This is a genomic window from Halocatena salina (genome assembly GCF_023115355.1).
GTDB classification, from domain to species: domain Archaea; phylum Halobacteriota; class Halobacteria; order Halobacteriales; family Haloarculaceae; genus Halocatena; species Halocatena salina.
The window spans coordinates 2,323,514-2,341,336 of the sequence record NZ_CP096019.1 but is presented as its reverse complement, the minus strand read 5'-3'; the positions used below and the strand labels follow the sequence as shown (position 1 = coordinate 2,341,336).

The following is a 17,823-nucleotide window of genomic DNA, read 5'->3' as shown; positions in this document are numbered from 1 at the left end:
CCATATGGAGGGTTGATACTCGTATGTCTCAGAACCCTACAACCAACACATGGGAGACGACCCGACCGATGGTTCGATCGGAGAGCCAAGCGAACAGTGGCAAGAGTACCGGGGCGCACCGACAGGAACGGAGATCGAATGTAACGGATGGCGACAGGAGGCTGCGTTGCGGTTGTTGAACAACAATCTCGACCCGGCAGTCGCAGAGCGACCGGAGGATCTCGTGGTGTACGGCGGGACCGGGCGGGCTGCTCGGAGCTGGGACGCCTACGATGCGCTCGTAGACGAACTCCGGGAACTCGGCGATTCGGAGACGCTGTTGGTCCAATCAGGCAAACCCGTCGGACGGTTTCGAACGCACGAACGAGCCCCCCGCGTGTTGATCGCCAACTCGAATCTCGTAGGAAAATGGGACACGTGGGAGCAGTTCCACGAGCTAGAGGCCGATGGATTGATCATGTACGGGCAGATGACGGCCGGATCGTGGGCGTACATCGGAACCCAAGGGATCATCCAAGGCACCTACGAGACGCTCGCGGAGTTGGCCCGTCAGCAGTACGACGGCGATCTCCGGGGACGAATCGTAGCGACAGGTGGACTCGGCGGGATGGGTGGCGCACAGCCGCTTGCCGTGACCATGAACAACGGGGTCTGCATCGCAGCCGAAGTCGATGAAAACCGTATCGATCGACGGATCGACACCGGCTACTGCATGGAGAAAACCGATGATCTCGACACCGCGATCGAACGGGCACGACGCGCCGCCGATGCGGACGAACCGTACAGCGTCGGTGTCCACATGAACGCCGCGGACATGCTCGAAGCGATGGACGATCGGGGATTCGTTCCCGATGTCGTCACTGATCAAACGAGTGCTCACGACGAATTGAACGGCTACTACCCCAGTGGATACACCGTCGAGGAGGCCGATACACTCCGATCGGAAACCCCCGAGGCGTACGTCGAGGCGGCGCTCGACACGATGGAACGACACGTCACTGCCATCCTCAGACTCCAGTCGGAGGGTGCCATCGCCTTCGAGTACGGCAACAACATCCGTGGACAGGTCGACGAACACCGATGGCAAGACGGAGCATTCGAATGGGCCACTGAAACAGAGACGCCACCGACACCGTTCGATTTTCCCGGGTTCGTTCCAGCCTACATCCGTCCGCTGTTCTGTCAGGGAAAAGGACCATTCCGGTGGATAGCGCTGTCGGGAGATCCCGAAGATATCCACAGAACGGATGAGGCGGTGCTCGATCTGTTCCCGGACAAAGAACACCTTCACCGGTGGATCGATCTCGCAGCCGATCAGGTCGAGTTCCAAGGACTGCCGAGTCGGGTGTGTTGGCTCGGCTACCAGACGGATGAGGACGGACGCACCGAACGCGCGCGGTTCGCACTGCGGATCAACGAACTCGTGGCCGACGGCGAGATCGAGGCACCGATCGTCGTGACCCGGGATCATCTGGATGCGGGCAGCGTTGCCAGCCCGAACCGCGAAACCGAAGCCATGCGTGATGGCAGCGATGCGGTCGCCGACTGGCCGATACTGAACGCGCTGTGTAACTGCGCTGCGGGTGCGGACATCGTGAGCGTTCACGACGGTGGGGGCGTTGGCATCGGAAACGCCGTCCACGCCAACAATCACGTGGTACTTGACGGCACCGACCGCGCGGCAGAAACCGCCCGACGCGTGTTCACGACCGATCCCGGTATGGGGGTCATCAGACACGCCGACGCGGGCTATGAAACGGCGGTTGAGGAAGCGACTCGATCGGACGTTCACATCCCAATGGAGACTGAGCGATGACAGGGACTGATCTTACTACCCAGTTCGACTGGCACGGTCCTTCGACGGATCCGAACGACGAACAGTTCGGAGACGTTACCGAAGCGACGACGCTGACCGAGGCAGCCACTTACGAGGCTGTGGTACTCGGTGAACCGACGGACCGGGCCGTCATCGGCCGACAGGGTGCCCAAGAAGGTCCCTCTCACCTCCGTTCGGCACTGAACGGAACGAAAACCCATCATCTCACCCGTGGGACCGTCGGTCCGGTCGGTGATCTCGGAGACGTTCGGTTCTCCGAGTCGGCGGACGTACCGGCCAGACAGCAAACCGTCGCGACGATCACGGAAGACGTTCACGCGCTCGACGCGCGCCCGGTGTTTCTCGGTGGCGATAACTCGCTCACGTATCCCAACGCGCGCCCGCTACTGGCGTCTGGATCGCTCGGGATCGTGAGTTTCGACGCCCATTTCGACTGTCGTTCCGGCGCACCGTCGAGTGGCACGCCGTACCGTCAGCTGTTCGACGACGGACTCGACGCGTTTGCTGTTGTGGGTGCGCGTCACTTCGAGAACACCACCACCTACGCCGAATATCTCGACGGACGAGGCACCGTCGTGACCGCCGAGGAGGTCGGTCAGGACCTACGGGCGGCCGCACGAACTGCCATCGATGCGGTGGCTGACGTAGAGCAACTGTACGTCAGCCTCGATCTCGACGTGTTAGATGTCACGGCCGCTCCGGGGGTGAGCGCGCCAACACCCGGTGGACTCACGACCCGCGAACTGTACCGGCTGCTCGGAACGATCGCAAACGACGACCGCGTCGCGGGATTCGAAGTCGTCGAGTGCGCGCCGCCGCTCGATCGGGGCGATCGAACGGCTGTTGCTGGCGCGCGCGCGATCGCTCACGTTTTGAGCGCATGGACCACGGAGGACACGACATGACACAAACCATCATTCACGAGGCGAGCGAAATCGTCATCGGACCGGGAGAGAACGGTCTCGACCGGGTAGAAGACGGTGCGATCGCAATGGAAGACGGGACGATCGTCGCGGTTGGACCGACCGAGGAAATAACGCGGGCGTATCCGCCGGAAAACGCCGTGCGAGCCATCGACGCGAGCGGGCAAACGGTGATTCCGGGCTTCGTGGATTCACACACCCACGCGCTGTTCGCTGGCGATCGCTCGGATGAGTTCGAAGCGAAGCTCCGCGGTGCGTCCTATCAGGAGATCCTTGAAGAGGGCGGAGGCATCCTCAGAACGGTCCGGGCGACCAGAAACGCGAGCGAAGAGGAACTGCTCGATCGACTGTTAGGGTATCTCGACGTAATGCTCACCCATGGCACCACCACGGTGGAGATAAAATCCGGCTACGGATTGGATTCGGAGACGGAACTCCGGATGCTCTCGGTGATCGAGCGTGCCGACGATACCCATCCGATCGACGTAGTACCGACGTACATGGGTGCCCACGCAGTGCCCGAGAGCTGGACCGCAGACGACTACGTCGAATCGATCATCACCGAACAGCTGCCAGCTATCGAGCGTCAGGGCATTGCCGAATTCTGCGACGTGTTCTGTGAAGCGGACGTGTTCGACGTCGAACAGTCGCGTCGGGTGCTCACCGCTGGGATGGACCACGGACTCACGCCGAAAGTTCACGCCGAAGAGTTCGTTCGACTGGGCGGTGCACAGCTGGCCGCCGAACTCAGTGCGACGAGTGCGGACCATCTCCTACACGCCGAGCAAGCGGACATCGACGCGCTCGAAGCGTCGGGGGTGACACCCGTTTTACTGCCGGGAACCGCGTTTTCACTCGGTGCCGAGTACGCTGATGCACACGCGTTTATAGATCGGGGCGCGTCCGTCGCGCTCGCTTCGGATTTCAATCCCAACTGTCATTCACCGAGCATGGGGTTTGCCGTGGCACTCGGCTGTCTCGGCATGGAGATGACGCCAGCTGAGGCGCTCGGGGCTGCCACACACGGTGGTGCACGCGCGCTCGACCGGGCTGACAGCGGTCTGGGGACGCTCGGTCCGAGTGCACCGGCCGATCTCTGTCTGATCGACGCTCCGAGCCACGTTCATATTCCCTACACGTTCGGTATCAACCTCGTCGAAACCGTACTGAAAGCTGGGGAGGTGGTGATCGATGGTCATTGAACTAGATGGTAATTCACTAACACCTGAGGATGTCGTGTCCGTTGCCCGCGACGACGAACCGGTGGCCGTCGCTGAGGATGCGTGGGAGGCAGTTCGCACGTCGCGCGCCCGCGTCGAGACCGTCGTCACGGAAGAAGAGCCGGTGTACGGGTTGAACACGGGGTTCGGACAGCTTGTCACCGAACGGATCCCCGCAGAGGACCTTTCCCACCTCCAGATGAACTTGCTTCGGAGCCACGCTTCCGGAAGCGGCCGGGAGCTGACACGAGAGGAGATCCGTGCGCTGATGGTGACACGGCTCAACGCGCTGGTGAAAGGCTATTCCGGTGTCCGCGAGCGCGTCATTGCGTATCTCGTGACGCTGTTGAACGAGGAGATCCATCCGGTCGTCAAATCCCGCGGTAGTCTCGGCGCGAGCGGTGATCTCGCCCCGCTCGCACACATGGCGCTCGTGCTCATCGGTGAGGGTCACGCCGTCGTTGATGGGGATCGTCTCTCCGGAACACGAGCACTGGCAGAAGTCGATCTCGAACCACTGTCGCTCCGCGCCAAGGAGGGGTTGGCGCTCATCAACGGGACACAGCTCACCGTCGGTCTTGGGGCACTAGCCGTCGTGGATGCCGAACGGACGATCGACAGCGCTGACGTTGCTGGTGCACTCACGACGGAGGTGACAATGGGGACGACGGCGTCGTGTGATCCCGCGATCCAGAACGTGCGCCCCCATGCTGGCCAGTCGGTCAGCGCGGCGAACGTCCGTGCCCTCACCGCCGGTTCGGAGATCGTCGAGTCCCACCGCAACTGTGACCGTGTGCAAGACGCCTACTCCATCCGGTGTCTGCCCCAGGTCCACGGCGCGGTCCGTGACGCCATCGATCATCTCCGAGACGCGGTGGAAGTGGAACTCAACAGCGCGACGGACAATCCGCTGATCTTCTCGGCCGCCGACACCGACGACCGGGCCAGTGGCACCGAGTCGGTTGGCGTCATCTCGGGGGGCAATTTCCACGGCGAGCCCCTCGCTTTGCGTCTGGATTACGTCCGGACCGCGCTGACGGATCTCGCTGCCATCTGTGAACGCCGCGTCGATCGGATTCTCAATCCGAACATCCAAGCTGAGTATCTACCTCCGTTTCTTACCGAGAACAGCGGACTGCAGTCGGGCTGTATGATCGCCCAGTACACCGCCGCCGCTCTGTTGAACGAGAACCGGTCGTTGGGCGCGGCCTCGACCGACAACACGCCCGTCAGCGGCGGTCAAGAGGATCACGTGAGCATGAGCGCACAGGCCGCGCTCAACGCCCGTCGTGTACTCGAAAACACGGCTCGCGTAGTCGCAGTGGAGTTGCTGTGTGGCACCCAAGCACTCGAATTCGTCGAGGATCTCTCACCCGGTGACGGCACACAACGGGCGTACGACCACGTCCGGGAGCGAGTGGATCCACTCACTAACGACCGTCCGCTCTCAGGGGAAATCGAGACGATCGAACAGTTGGTCCGCTCGGGAGCGCTCACTGCGACTGTCGCCGAACATCTCCACGAGGAGTGAGAACGGCTCGCTCACAGGACGTCGCAGTCCAGATCGGGCACTGATTCGAAACGTTGATCGGTGGTGATGAGGGTTCCCGATTCAGCGCGAACCGTTCCTGCGATGAACGTGTCTGCATCCGGAATCACCTCACCTCGTCGGCGCAGTTCCTGACGAACCCGTGCTGCCTCGCGGGCCGCTTCGAATGTGAACGCAAGCAGTGAAAGCCACGAGAGATGTTTGGCCGCAACTGCTTCCGACTTCCCACTCGCGTACAGTCCTTCGAGGACTTCTGAGAACAGTATCGCCAGTGCATGAAACGGATCGGCGTACGCCTCAAGCTGGGTTGGTACGTCACCACGGTCGTTGAGAACGTCGATCACGACGCTGCTCGATCAGTTCACCCGCCTACTCGGCGTTCTCGTGGATAACGTCACCAGAAATCGAAGATTTCTATCAGGCTCACGAAATCTTTGCTTTCGTGAACGTTCCCACGAACGACCGCCAGTCCGGCTGTGTATCATCCAATATCCGATCGATCGCGTCACTGAAACGCTCATCTGGACGTTTGTACGTCCGCAGCCGATCGCATACATACGACTTCAGACTGACGTTCTTACTACTCATACATTGTGTGTACACAGTGAACGCCGATGAGCGTGTGAGGTGTCAGGCTACTGTGTGGTTGATCTATGGTGTAGTCGATCGGATTGTTCGTCATGGGAACGCTGCTGTCGGGCGTCGGAATGACGGTTGTACTACAGTTGTGAAACGTATCCGTCGTTTCTCGCACCGAAAACGGCAATAATCTCGATAATACTGTTTTAGGGCGTTAACCACGATTGTAGAAACGTTAAAACGGTTCCGTACGGAGATTCACGCGTGAATCACAACGATCGGGCGATCACTGGGTTGGTAATGTTGGGGCATTCGATGGTCCACATCTACGAGTTCGTGTTGCCGGTGTTCATTCCGATCTGGCTGGTGCAGTTCGGGACGACGGAGGCGATCGTGGGAACTGTCGTCGGGATCGGGACGGCGCTGTTCGGTATCGGTGCGCCGCTCGCCGGCGTGTTGACCGATCGTCGCGGTTCGAAACCGCTCATCCTCGCGTCCCTGTTCGGGATGGGTGGGTCGTTCGTGCTGTTGGGTCTGTCTGGAACGATCACCGGTCTCGTCGGTCTCGGCCAGATCACGGCGTTCGGCAGTCAGATGTCGGCGGAGATCCTCGTCGTGACGATCGCGCTCGTCGTGTGGGGGATCGCGGCGAGTCTCTACCATCCTGCGGGGTTGTCGCTCATCACGCGCGGGGTTCACGAGCGCGGGACCGCCTTTGCGTATCATGGGACGGCGGGCAATGTGGGAACGGCCGTCGGTCCGTTTCTCGCCACAGTCCTGCTGTTTTTCCTCGGAGACGAGTGGCGCGTCGTCGCACTGATTTTAGCCCTGCCCGCGCTGGTTGGCGTGGCCGTCGCGCTCCGCATCGACGTAAACGAGATGGCTGCCGTCTCACCGGCCACCGATGGGGGTACGAACCCTGAGAAGACGCCCGGGATCGCTTCATTCTCGGAGTTTGTGACCCAATCGAGAGCGCTACTCGTGGGTGCGTTTCTCGTCGTGTTCTGTCTCATGATGCTGTCGGGGTTGTACTACCGGGGGATACTCACCTTCCTCCCGGCAGTGCTCGGGGAGATCGACACCATCGCACCGGTCAAGTTCTACGGACGAACGATCGAGCCGTCGAACTACCTGTATACGGGCCTACTCACAGCAGGCGTCGGCGGGCAGTACGTGGGGGGGAAACTCACCGATCGGATGCCACTCGAACTCGGATTGGTCGGCGGATACGGGGCGCTCGTACTGCTCGCGCTCCTCTTCCGTCCCGTCGTGGCGATCGGGATCGCTCCGATACTGGTGTTGTTGGCAGCGCTCGGATTCTGTCTCTTTTTCGTCCAGCCGTTCTACCAAGCGACCGTCGCAAAGTACACCCCGGCGTCCTTGCGCGGGCTATCGTATGGATACACGTATCTCGGCGTGTTTGGCGTCGGCGCACTCGGGACCCCCCTCGCTGGTGTCGCGCTCACGTATTTCCCCCCGTGGGCGCTGTTCGTCATCCTCGCTGGAATCGCCGTGGTCGCCAGCGGACTCGGGCTGTTTCTCTACCGACGAAACGGGTGATCTGCCGAACAGTGCTCGTATGAAAGATATACGTCTGTGAGCAGTTGGTTCGACTGACAGCTGGACTGCCATCTATTTCGAAACGGAGAGACAGACCAAACGTTCAGTCGCGTGGTTTGACGAACCCACAATGTATCTGCTATCGCGGATAAACCGAACCACGCGGCTGCAACGCCGTGATCAACCTATGGCACAAGACATAGACATCATTGACATGTTCGACCACCTGTGCTGGTACCTCTGTGACAGCCGGGAGCGATTTGTCCCGCCGGAGGAAACAGCGGCCAAATCACTGGCCGACCGAGACACCAACGAGTTGGAAGAAGCCGAATCCCGAGGTTACCACCGAGGATCGCTGGCACAATTTGATGGCGTCATCGACTTTATCGAGATGTACGACATCGATGTCGAAGCACGCGCCCGCGCGTATGTCGACGAAAGCGACAACGACAGTGACCCGCCAAAATCTCGTAAAGAACTCAAGGCCATTATGGCCGACGAGTAGTGAAAGTACATCTATCGGTTGCAGTTGAGCAGAGGTGGTTTTATCTCACCCACTAGTTCTATGAATTTTCAACAGTCATGAAAGACGAACAGCGAGCACCGTCCGCCATGGGACCAACAACACGAGCCCCACACCGATCGAGACGAACATGAACGTGATGGCGAAGTTTCCGTGGAAGATGGCAGTCGAGCGGAGTCCTTGCCCGATCAGCGCGGCGACGATCCACGCGCCGCCACCGATGAGTGCAGCTCGAAGCGGCGTCTCACGAGCACTCTTGCTGTATGCTCCGAGCACGGGCGCCGCGATCACCCATCCGATGTAAAAGGGGAGTGCGGTGCCAGTGATTCGGCCCGGATTGGCCAGCAGGAAAGCGATGGTGTAGTGGCTGAGTTCACCCGCGAGAACGAACAGTCCGATCAACACGACGTCACCGACCGCTATGGCGAAGGTCGTCGACGATCGCTCGATCCGACCGAGAACGTCGCCTTTCGTAGCGCTCATATCTTCCGCTTCACACCACCACGACTTCACTCGTGCGCTCTGTCTCTCGCTGGTGAATCGTATCGTTTGATCGAGAGTCTCGACTGCGAGCGCGATGTTGTCGGGCCGTCGACGAACTGCCGCCGGCTCCGCCAGTAGATACGCGGAGGGCGACGAGGATGGGATGTGTATGTCTGCCCGGATGAGAAACGGGAACGGGGGGTTGGACAGCACTCTCCCGTGGAACGTAACACCCATTCCTGCCGAAGGTGGACTACTTGACATGGAAACCGATACGCTCATCGAATGGCACGAGTGGGGACCGGCGCCGTTCGAGGAGGCCCGCGCCGCCGATCGTCCGGTGTTGCTCTCTATCTCCGCGCCGTGGTGTGAGTGGTGTGAAACGATGGACGAAGGAGCGTTCTCCAACCCGGCAGTTGCGGCGAACGTTCACGACGATTTCGTACCGATCCGTGTCGATGCGGATCGCCATCCCCGGGTGCGCGACCGCTACACGATGGGCGGATTCCCCTCGACGGTGTTTCTCACGCCGGCGGGTGAGGTGATCACCGGTGCGACGTACCTAGACACCGAAACTCTCCGATCGGTGCTCGAACGCGTCCGCGAATCGTGGACCGACGACGCAGGCCGGATTCCACGGGCGCTCCGGGACACAGAACCCCCCCACGGAGAACTCGATGAGCGTATCGAAGAGCGGATGAACGGACAGCTAGAGGCGGCCTACGACGAGGAGTTCGGTGGCTGGGGTGATAGCGCGAAGTTTCCGCTCCCACGAACGGTGGAATTCGCGCTCAAACGCGACCGCCAGCGTGCGCTACGGACGCTCGAGGCGATTGCCACGCACCTGTACGACACCTACGACGGGGGCTTTTACCGCTACGCCGAAAGCCGGGACTGGAGCGATCTCCATCGGGAGAAGATGCTCGATACCAATGCAGCCGTCTGTCGGGCGTTTACGACCGCGTATCTGTACACCGGTGATGAACAGTACCGCAACCCGGCACGGGGAACGATCGATTATCTCACGACGACGCTCCACACGGGAGCCGCGTTCGCGGGCAGCCAAACCGCGAGCGACTACTACACCCTCGATCCGACCGATCGGGAAGCACGACAGCAGCCCTCTATCGACGAAACAGTGTTTGCAGGCCGCAACGCACTGGCGATCGATGCGTTGTGTCAGTTCTACGCCGTCACCGACGACGAGGGGGCACAACGCTACGCCGAGCGGACGCTCTCGTACGTGCTTGAGGAACTCTTCGAATCGGGGGCGGTTCGTCACTACGAAGATGGAACGAAAGGTCTGCTCGCCGATCAAGCCCGACTGTTGGGTGCGCTGACGACCGCCGCCCAGACGCTCGATCCCAGCTACATCGAGCCGGCAAAAGCCATTGCCGACTGGACGATCGAACAGCGTCGAGATTCGGACGGTCGTTTTCTTGATGGGCCACAGGAGGGACCAGCACTGCTCGATCGACCGCTTCGTCCGCTCGATGCGACCGCCGAACTCGCCGATGCGCTCGTCGATCTCGCCGTCCTCACCGAAACCGAGGCGTACCGCAATGTCGCCCGAACGGCGCTGTCTGCTGTCGCCGGTGCACACGACCGGATGGGGGTGGAAGTGGCAGGATACGCAACTGCTGTCAGCAGACTCATCACGCCGCCGCTCGTGATCGAGGTCGCAGACGATCCCGGCAGTGATCTTCACCGAGCGGCACTCCGTGTCGCCGACCACGAGAAGGTCGTGTACCTCGACGATCCATCGGACGAAACGGCGACTATCATCACCGATGGGGAGCGATCCGATCCTGTAACGTCTCCCGAAGCACTCGTTTCGCTCATTGAAGAGGAGTAAACTCCCGATGTGTTTTTATCGAAGCGGGAAGATGGAACTACGTAATGGCAAACCTTAGAGATTTGGGCCTCTCAGAATACGAGGCTCGTGCCTATAGAGCGCTCTTGCAAACCGGACCGACAACGGCAAAGGAGTTGTCACAAGTTAGCGAAGTTCCGATGGGGCGCATCTACGATGTGTTAAACAGTATCGAGCAGTACAATCTCGTCCGCTCACAGACGGCTTCTCGGCCGAAAAAGTACGTCGCTGTCGAACCGTCGACCGCGCTCGATCGGTTATTGGAAGACAAAAAGCGCGAACTTGCCGAAAAGGAAAACCAGTATGAGGAAATCGTCGACGAACTCACCGCGACCCTCGACAGCAACGAGCCACACGAAGAGACGTTCTGGACGGCCGCGGTCGGTCCCGAAGAGGTTGACGATCTGCTAGTCGAGCGGATCGCTGCCGCTGACGATCGGGTCGTGATGGTTGCCTCGACCGTCTCCGAGCGGTTCGACATCGATTCGATCGGCGAACGAGTCGCTGCCGCGCTCGAAGAAGCGCTCGACCGGGATATCGAGGTGTCGTTGCTCATGCGTCCGGCGCTCGTCGATGACCTTCCATCGTCGGTGGGGAAACGCTATCGCACCAGCTTATCACCTCATCGGAACTTCGACTGTCGGACCAGTGACGACGTCAGCGGCACGTTCACCATCGTGGACGACACCGAAGTCTGTATCGAGGTTCCACACCCACTCCGAGGCTCCGATCGGTTTGCGATGATCAATCTCAAAGACCGGAGCTTTGCCAGTGACGTTCGTGCGGAGTTCGAACCCCGCTGGGAGGAAGCAGAACCGCTCACGTTCTGAGTAGCACCGGCACAATCCGGTAGCAATCGATACCGGGCTTCCCGTTCGGTCCTCAGTCCTGAGTCCCGTTCAGTTCTGCGCGCAGTTCGGCCATGTCCGCGACACGTTCGGCGTGGGCGTTGTGTTGATGGATAGATTCGTCGTTGGACTGCTTCATCGTGATAACGGCGTCGTCCGAGAGGTGAGAGAACCGTTCGGTAACGCCTTCCGCCATCGATCGGACGCAGTCCTCGACGAATTTCGCATCCGCGTGGGCGTCGTAGGTCATGTGGTCTTCGTCCGGGCGTTTTGCGAGGTTGTAGATCCGTGCGCTCATCGAATCGCGGGCCACGTCGATGATGTCGATAACGTCGAGATCGGGTGCTCCTGACGATTCGACGGTGAGCGTCGCGTGTCCGCGCTGGGAGTGGCCGGGTTGCGGGACCGCATCAAGGAACTGCTCGATCGTCTCATCGTCGACGCCGAGATCAAGCAGCGTCTCTCGTGCGCGTGCGGCAGACATGCCCTGTGAACAGGGACAGACGGTCATCCCGGTAACGCGCGCACCGATCTCTTCACGCGTCTCCTCGTCAGTCGCGGTGGCACTGGCGATGATGTCAGCCGTAGATTGGGTGAGCCGATCAGATTCCGGCGTCTGATCGTGAACCACATATCGGGCTTCCATCCGTACTTCCGCCTGTGTGGTGTAGTCGTGCTTTTCGAGGAGTCGCTCAGCCGCAGTCCCACAGACGTCCTCGACACCGGAGGCGGTGTCATCAACAGCGATCTCAAGTGTTTCATCGATGACCTCCATGTTGCGGCTCATATCGGCACCTTTCCGCCATTTGGGAAGGTCGACGAACACCTCGAACTCGGCCATCAACACGATCGGCCGATCACCGTTACGATCGATTTCGACGAGCTTTTCGACACCGGTCACGCCGACGCGATTGAGTCCGATACTCACCGTTGGACTCGACGCCTGCACGTCCGGCAGCTGCTGGCTCATTATCTCATCTGATGGGTTTGGACCGAATAGGGGTTGCGAAAGCAACATCGTGGCTGCCCAGTGATCCCACTCAGTCGAGTTTCCCGAGTGCTGTGAAGAAATCGATCTCGGGACCAGCGATCCGTACCGGTGGCGCGTCCGCCGAGACGGTAATCACGACCGGCGGATCGACTTCCTTGTGGATCCGACCGTCGCTGACGGCGATCGCAGCGGGGGCATCGTCAGCTCGGATCGATACCACGGCGTCGGGATCGACAACCAACGGGGGCATCCCGTCTCTGGCACACATCTCGTTGAGTATCATACCCGACACGTTCGGATGCACCAACGGTCCGCTCTCACTGAGGTTGTACGCGGTGCTGCCAGCTGGGGTAGCAACGAGCACACCATCGGCGTGGCCACCAGTGTACAATGATCCATCGACCCGGACTTCTGTCGTGAGTCCGCCGTTGGGACCGCGATTAGGACCCATGACCGCGATCTCGTTGAGCGCGGGCGGGAGCGTCCATCCGTCCCCCGTCGCGCTCAGTCGAGGAATATCGAGGGTCCGAACGGTGCTATCGCCGGATTCGTGATCTTCGATCATCTCTTGCACAGTCGGCACGGCGTTTTCGGGTGCGGTGGCGTTGAGAAATCCCACTTCACCGAGATTCACACCCATGATGGGGGTCGAACCGATCCAGCGTGCGGCGTAGAGAAACGTGCCGTCGCCCCCGATGCTCACGACGAGATCACACTGGGACATTTCATCGACGGAGATACCGGTCGTACCGAGCGTTTCGCCCGTCGTCTCATCGACGACGACAGAAACGTCCACGGCATCCCGAATATCTCCCGCTAGTGACGCCGCCCGTGGATTGTCTTGTTGCCCAACAATACCGATCTGCATAGTCGAACGTTGGTCGCGGGCCGCAAAAATCCACGTAATCGAACCGATCCGGTGTCCTGTCCCCAGAACATCGTTCACATCCATAGAGACAGTAATCTCATATTTTAGTATAAAATAATAGTATGGGGGGAGAAAAATATTTAAATTAGAATGTTGTATAATATATTATGTCATATCTGTACAGTATTAAAGACGACGAACAGATCGTCGTTCTCGATGAGGAACCACCCGGCGAGCTGTCGATAGCGAGAGGGCTGTTCGTTCCGCGATCGTGTACACAGATGATCGATACATCGAATGTGGATATCACCTCCTCACAGCTGCCTTGCCTCTGTCATATCGAAATAACGAAGACGATCATAAACCGGACTGACAACGGGTTGGATTACGTATTCGCTGATGTAACCGACGTGATCGATTCGAACGTAGCGGTTAGAGATGATGTCACTGTGACACCGAATCAGGAAACGGTTCAAACCGAGCTACCACGGGAGGGCGCTCAGGATGACCGGATTTTCGTCGATGACCGGTTTCAGTCGCAACGAACGAAGGAGATCCGAGAAGAACTACAAGGGATTTGATGTACCATGTAACAGTCGATCGACGGTACCTTGTGGGTGATGGGTCGGATGATCGGCAGGTCCTATTTCGGGACGGACTGTCGTCTTCGTACATCAGGGAGAGCCCAAAGAACGTACTGTTTATCGGACTACGGATACTGAAAGAAGTATGACGGTGTATGAGGCAGAGGTACCAGGGGTTGGTCACAAATTTGAACTCGAGCTTGGCGATGAGGAGCGGCTCATCGTCATCATCCACCACGATGGGAAACGAGAGATCTATCTTCGCCCCGGTAAGAACCAAGACAGCGAGAAACTGTTCAGTCTGACAGGGAAACTGGCCCGGCAACTCGGTTCCATTCTCGAGGGTGCCTACTTCCAACCGGTCGAGATGGACGATATACAGGTTCCGCTGGGAGAAGCCATCATCGAATGGACCGACGTTGATCCGTCGGCACCGTTGATTGGCCAGTCCCTCCAAGAGGCCACCATCCGCGAACGAACGGGCGTCTCCATCATGGCCATTCAGAGGGGTGAGGAAACGATCGCAAATCCACAACCCGATACCACGATCAAAGCCAACGATGTCCTCGTGAGTCTCGGGACCCGCGACGAACAGCAACAGTTCGCGGAGTTAGTCGACAGCGGATCTGACGGTACTTAATACACTATCAATGTCAGATACGTTGCTCTTCGAAATCGGAATCGCACTGACAGGTATCGCGGTCGCTGGCACCGTTGCCAACCGCATCAGTCTCTCGGTTATCCCGGCGTACATCGCTATGGGCATCCTTATCGGTCCGAACGAGCCATCAACGATCGCGGGCATATCGTTAACGCTCGTCGATCAACGGGAGTTCATCGATGTCGTTGCAGAACTCGGGATCGTGTTTTTACTGTTCTTTCTCGGCGTCGAGTTCAGTATTTCGCAACTGCTGAACGACCGACGACGGATCGCAAAGATCGGCAGCATCGACTTCCTCGTCAACTTCAGTCTCGGGATCGGTCTCGGACTAGCGTTTGGCTACTCGCTCCTCGAAACGTTCTTTCTCGCCGGTATCGTCTACATCTCTTCAAGCGCCGTGATTTCGAAATCGCTCATCGAGAGTGGATGGGTCGCGAACGCAGAAAGCGGCCCTATTTTGGGAACGCTCGTGTTCGAGGACATCCTGATCGCGGTTTATCTCGCATTGTTGACCGCGGTTGCGGGTGGGGGCGGGACGGTGATGGACGCCGCTGTTGCGATCGGGGGAGCGTTCGTGTTTCTCGGAGGACTTACACTCATCGCGTGGTACGGCTCCTCGATCGTCGAGCAGGTGTTCGATACCGATTCGGACGAGTTGTTTTTGTTGCGCATACTCGGGATTACGACGCTCATCGCTGGATTCGCGCTCACGCTCGGACTGAGTGAGGCGGTCGCAGCCTTCTTCGTCGGCACCGCGTTCAGCGAGACCGACCACATCGAACGCATCGAATCTGTCGTCACACCCACACGCGACTTCTTTGCTGCCGTCTTTTTCTTCTCGATCGGGCTGACAACCGAAATAACTCTTCTCACCGATCTCATCTGGTTGCTGCTCGCAGCAGTGCTCGTTACGACTGTGGGGAAAGTGATCAGTGGATCGCTGTCGGGACGGATCTATCGCCTCGATCGGCGACGCTCGATGCGCGTCGGCGTCGGGTTAGTGCCTCGTGGGGAGTTCTCCCTCGTAATCGCCACCCTTGCGGCGAGTGTCGGGACCGGCGCACTCGGCGGGGAGATTCCTGTGTTCGCCGTCGGCTACGTGCTCGTCATGAGCGTCGTTGGCACGCTACTCATCCAGAACGCCGATCGCGTTTTCGAAGGGATCACTACCGCCTCAAGGGTCGCACGTCCAGACTGAGACAGCACGAACGCGATCGATTCATGATCGCTGTCCGAACCACGCACAAACCTCCGGCCAAACACTTTCGTGAGAGCGTTCCGAAACTAACAGGCCGATATGACCGGTTGGAAATTCGACGACACGCGTATCAGTGCTGGCAATGACGTCAGTAAATGGCTTGCTCGTCTCCGGTGGAAAGAGGTGGTCGTCGCGGGCGGTGAGTTGCAAAACCGGCATATCGATGTGCGAGAACTCCACGTGCTCATCACCGATCGACAGCTCGTTCCGACAGATCTTGTTCTTCCGACAGATATCTTCGATGAACTGACTGAACGGTTCGGCTGCGACATCAACACCGTCGGCCAGCCAGCGTTCTATCCGGGCGAACGTCGCCACGAACGCGTCGTCGTTGCGGTTGTCGTACAGTCGAGCGAACTTCGAGACGTAATCCGAATTCGGATCACTCAGCGCGAGCGCGAGCAGTTCTGACGGTACGTTTTCGTAGGCCTCCGTGATTTCACGCGGTGAAACCCACGCTTTCTCGTTCCAGCGTTCAAACACGCCACCGGGATCGTCGGTTTCGAAGCACAAGCCAGCGGCTATCAATCCCAGATTCAGGACGGAGTCAGGGTGAAGCGCGGCGTAGATCGCTGCCATCGTGCCCCCTATGCAGTATCCCATCATGTTGATCGACTCCTGTCCCGAACGCTCACGGACCACATCCACACAGTTTCCTATGCACTCATTCACGTACTCATCGAGCGTGAGCCGTCGTTCGCGCGGCGGCTCGTTCCAGCCGATCATGTAAACGTGAAAGCCCGCCTCTAGGAGCCGCTGAACCACCGATCGATCCGGCTGAAGATCGAGGATGAACGGCTTGTTGATCAGCGAGTAGACGAACAGGATCGGAATATCGTGGCAGCTCTCGCGGGGTTCGTAGTGGTGGAGTTCGAAGAGGTGATCGCTGTAAATCACCTCGCTCGGAGTCCGACCCACATCAGTCGCAATGTCTCGAGTGAGCGGTCCCACATCCAGGGTTTCGACTGCTTCGATGGCGGTTGTGAGACGCTGGCGCTGGGCATCGAGCGCCAGCGCGAGCGGATTGGAATGTGAGGAACGGTCGTTCATCGACGCCTCCTCCTTTCGAGTAGTCGTTTGAACGCCTGTTCGCTGGGGGCCCCATCGGGATTGGTCGCATCGAAGGCTGTAATCGTCGTCATCGTGTGTACGAAATCGTCACTCGTCTCGATTCAGTCCGTGAGCGTAGTCAGCTCCTCGACGGTCGGGAGCTGCTGGCTCGCGGTCGTGATCTGGGTCATGCGCTGGTCGTGTTTGTTTCGCGCGTACTCGATGAGGTCAGTCGACGAGATCCCGGGTCCGTCGCGTTCCTGACTCGGAATCGCTGCTGCCACCAATGGCAGGAGATCGCCAATGGTCGACTCTATCACGTCCGGTTGCACGCGTCCGGTTTGAATGAGCTCTGTGAGTTTCGCCATCCCAAAGCCGACGTGGCGGCCCTCATCGCTCCGGATCTGGGTGAGTCCGCCGATCAACCCCGGCAAGTGCGGTAGCGTTGGATGTGTCTCCGCGTCGAACTCGCGTGTCAAACCGTAGTATCCGGTTTGTGCGAGGATCCCCTCGACGGTCAGGTGGTAGTGTGAGTACGCTTTCGCACGGTTCTCGGCGGTGTCCGCCTCAAGCAGCCGACGCATTGCGCGCTCATTACGCGCAAACAGCTCGTCGTACTCCTCGGTGAACCATCGTTCATCGGTCGGGGAAGAGTGGGCGTGCCCGCGAGCGTCTTCAGCCGGATGGATCACTTCACGCCAGTATCGGTCGAAGAAGTCCGAATGTTTGGCCTCCTCATACAGCTGCGTCGTGAGAAACAGCTGATCCTCGAACTCTTCGAGCACGACCGCCAGCGGGGCGAGATCCGTCGTGACGGCGTCTTCACCCGCGCCGAACAACGCGAGTGCGCGTTTGAGCCCCTCGAACGCTGCATCATCGAGTTCGGCAATACCGTCTCGATCCACGGTGAGATCGATCTCGTGAGGGTCCCAGTGTTTCTCGACGGCGTGACGGTAGTATCTGAACGGCCGTGCGTCGGTATCGATCTGCATCGGTGGTATGTCCGACATCACAAC

18 protein-coding genes are annotated in these 17,823 nt (G+C 59.3%); 11 read left to right on the top strand and 7 right to left on the bottom strand.

Annotation, left to right across the window (positions count from 1 at the left end; all coding sequences use genetic code 11):
• Window positions 1-49: 49 nt before the first annotated feature.
• Genes hutU through hutH form a run of 4 tightly spaced genes read left to right on the top strand, consistent with a single transcriptional unit; the run spans window position 50 to window position 5,511 of the window.
• Complete coding sequence (gene hutU / locus MW046_RS12020; protein ID WP_247993345.1) at window positions 50-1,816, top strand: urocanate hydratase; 1,767 nt, start codon at window positions 50-52, stop codon at window positions 1,814-1,816.
• The gene (hutG, locus tag MW046_RS12015) at window positions 1,813-2,742 is read left to right on the top strand and encodes a formimidoylglutamase (RefSeq protein WP_247993344.1); all 930 of its coding nucleotides are present in this window, start codon (window positions 1,813-1,815) and stop codon (window positions 2,740-2,742) included. Before hutU ends, hutG begins: the two co-directional genes overlap by 4 nt.
• Window positions 2,739-3,962, top strand: a complete 1,224-nt coding sequence (gene hutI, locus MW046_RS12010; protein ID WP_247993343.1) for an imidazolonepropionase — start codon at window positions 2,739-2,741, stop codon at window positions 3,960-3,962. Before hutG ends, hutI begins: the two co-directional genes overlap by 4 nt.
• Entirely contained in the window at window positions 3,952-5,511 is a 1,560-nt protein-coding gene (hutH, locus tag MW046_RS12005; protein ID WP_247993342.1) for a histidine ammonia-lyase, read from the top strand. The genes hutI and hutH overlap by 11 nt, the downstream gene beginning before the upstream one ends.
• 11 nt (window positions 5,512-5,522) lie before the next feature.
• Here hutH and MW046_RS12000 read toward each other — a convergent pair whose 3' ends face one another.
• Together MW046_RS12000 and MW046_RS11995 are read right to left on the bottom strand one after the other, a co-directional pair.
• Window positions 5,523-5,873 (bottom strand): PIN domain-containing protein, encoded by a 351-nt coding sequence (locus MW046_RS12000; RefSeq protein ID WP_247993341.1) that lies wholly within the window; start codon window positions 5,871-5,873, stop codon window positions 5,523-5,525.
• Between the two features lie 79 nt (window positions 5,874-5,952).
• Window positions 5,953-6,117: a hypothetical protein gene (locus MW046_RS11995; RefSeq protein WP_247993340.1), complete on the bottom strand. Its 165-nt coding sequence runs from the start codon at window positions 6,115-6,117 to the stop codon at window positions 5,953-5,955.
• Window positions 6,118-6,372: 255 nt separating this feature from the next.
• Between MW046_RS11995 and MW046_RS11990 the strand changes: the two genes are divergently transcribed.
• Together MW046_RS11990 and MW046_RS11985 are read left to right on the top strand one after the other, a co-directional pair.
• Entirely contained in the window at window positions 6,373-7,668 is a 1,296-nt protein-coding gene (locus MW046_RS11990) for an MFS transporter (RefSeq protein WP_247993339.1), read from the top strand.
• Between the two features lie 187 nt (window positions 7,669-7,855).
• Window positions 7,856-8,173 (top strand): hypothetical protein, encoded by a 318-nt coding sequence (locus MW046_RS11985; RefSeq protein WP_247993338.1) that lies wholly within the window; start codon window positions 7,856-7,858, stop codon window positions 8,171-8,173.
• Between the two features lie 75 nt (window positions 8,174-8,248).
• Here MW046_RS11985 and MW046_RS11980 read toward each other — a convergent pair whose 3' ends face one another.
• Entirely contained in the window at window positions 8,249-8,911 is a 663-nt protein-coding gene (locus MW046_RS11980; protein WP_247993337.1) for a DUF3054 domain-containing protein, read from the bottom strand.
• Window positions 8,912-8,936: 25 nt separating this feature from the next.
• On the opposite strand from MW046_RS11980, the gene MW046_RS11975 reads away from it, so the two are divergent.
• On the top strand, window positions 8,937-10,529 hold the full coding sequence (locus MW046_RS11975) for a DUF255 domain-containing protein (protein WP_247993336.1): 1,593 nt from the start codon (window positions 8,937-8,939) through the stop codon (window positions 10,527-10,529).
• Between the two features lie 44 nt (window positions 10,530-10,573).
• Window positions 10,574-11,377 carry a TrmB family transcriptional regulator gene (locus tag MW046_RS11970; protein ID WP_247993335.1) on the top strand — a complete coding sequence of 268 codons (804 nt, stop codon included), beginning with the start codon at window positions 10,574-10,576 and terminating at the stop codon, window positions 11,375-11,377.
• A gap of 52 nt (window positions 11,378-11,429) precedes the next feature.
• Here the strand turns inward: MW046_RS11970 and mptA are convergent, their stop codons facing one another.
• Both mptA and MW046_RS11960 read right to left on the bottom strand, forming a co-directional pair.
• Window positions 11,430-12,365 carry a GTP cyclohydrolase MptA gene (gene mptA, locus MW046_RS11965; RefSeq protein WP_247993334.1) on the bottom strand — a complete coding sequence of 312 codons (936 nt, stop codon included), beginning with the start codon at window positions 12,363-12,365 and terminating at the stop codon, window positions 11,430-11,432.
• Between the two features lie 70 nt (window positions 12,366-12,435).
• Window positions 12,436-13,254: an NAD(+)/NADH kinase gene (locus MW046_RS11960; RefSeq protein WP_247993333.1), complete on the bottom strand. Its 819-nt coding sequence runs from the start codon at window positions 13,252-13,254 to the stop codon at window positions 12,436-12,438.
• A 167-nt stretch (window positions 13,255-13,421) separates the two neighbouring features.
• On the opposite strand from MW046_RS11960, the gene MW046_RS11955 reads away from it, so the two are divergent.
• The 3 genes from MW046_RS11955 (at window position 13,422) to MW046_RS11945 (ending at window position 15,697) form a co-directional block, all read left to right on the top strand.
• Window positions 13,422-13,835, top strand: a complete 414-nt coding sequence (locus tag MW046_RS11955; protein ID WP_247993332.1) for a hypothetical protein — start codon at window positions 13,422-13,424, stop codon at window positions 13,833-13,835.
• Window positions 13,836-13,983: 148 nt separating this feature from the next.
• The gene (locus MW046_RS11950; protein ID WP_247993331.1) at window positions 13,984-14,478 is read left to right on the top strand and encodes a cation:proton antiporter regulatory subunit; all 495 of its coding nucleotides are present in this window, start codon (window positions 13,984-13,986) and stop codon (window positions 14,476-14,478) included.
• A gap of 10 nt (window positions 14,479-14,488) precedes the next feature.
• Window positions 14,489-15,697: a cation:proton antiporter gene (locus tag MW046_RS11945; RefSeq protein WP_247993330.1), complete on the top strand. Its 1,209-nt coding sequence runs from the start codon at window positions 14,489-14,491 to the stop codon at window positions 15,695-15,697.
• Between the two features lie 21 nt (window positions 15,698-15,718).
• Here MW046_RS11945 and MW046_RS11940 read toward each other — a convergent pair whose 3' ends face one another.
• Both MW046_RS11940 and MW046_RS11935 read right to left on the bottom strand, forming a co-directional pair.
• Complete coding sequence (locus MW046_RS11940; RefSeq protein WP_247993329.1) at window positions 15,719-16,807, bottom strand: PHA/PHB synthase family protein; 1,089 nt, start codon at window positions 16,805-16,807, stop codon at window positions 15,719-15,721.
• A 122-nt stretch (window positions 16,808-16,929) separates the two neighbouring features.
• A complete protein-coding gene (locus tag MW046_RS11935; protein ID WP_247994774.1) occupies window positions 16,930-17,817 on the bottom strand; it encodes a ribonucleotide-diphosphate reductase subunit beta in 888 nt (295 codons plus the stop codon).
• Window positions 17,818-17,823 lie beyond the last annotated feature (6 nt).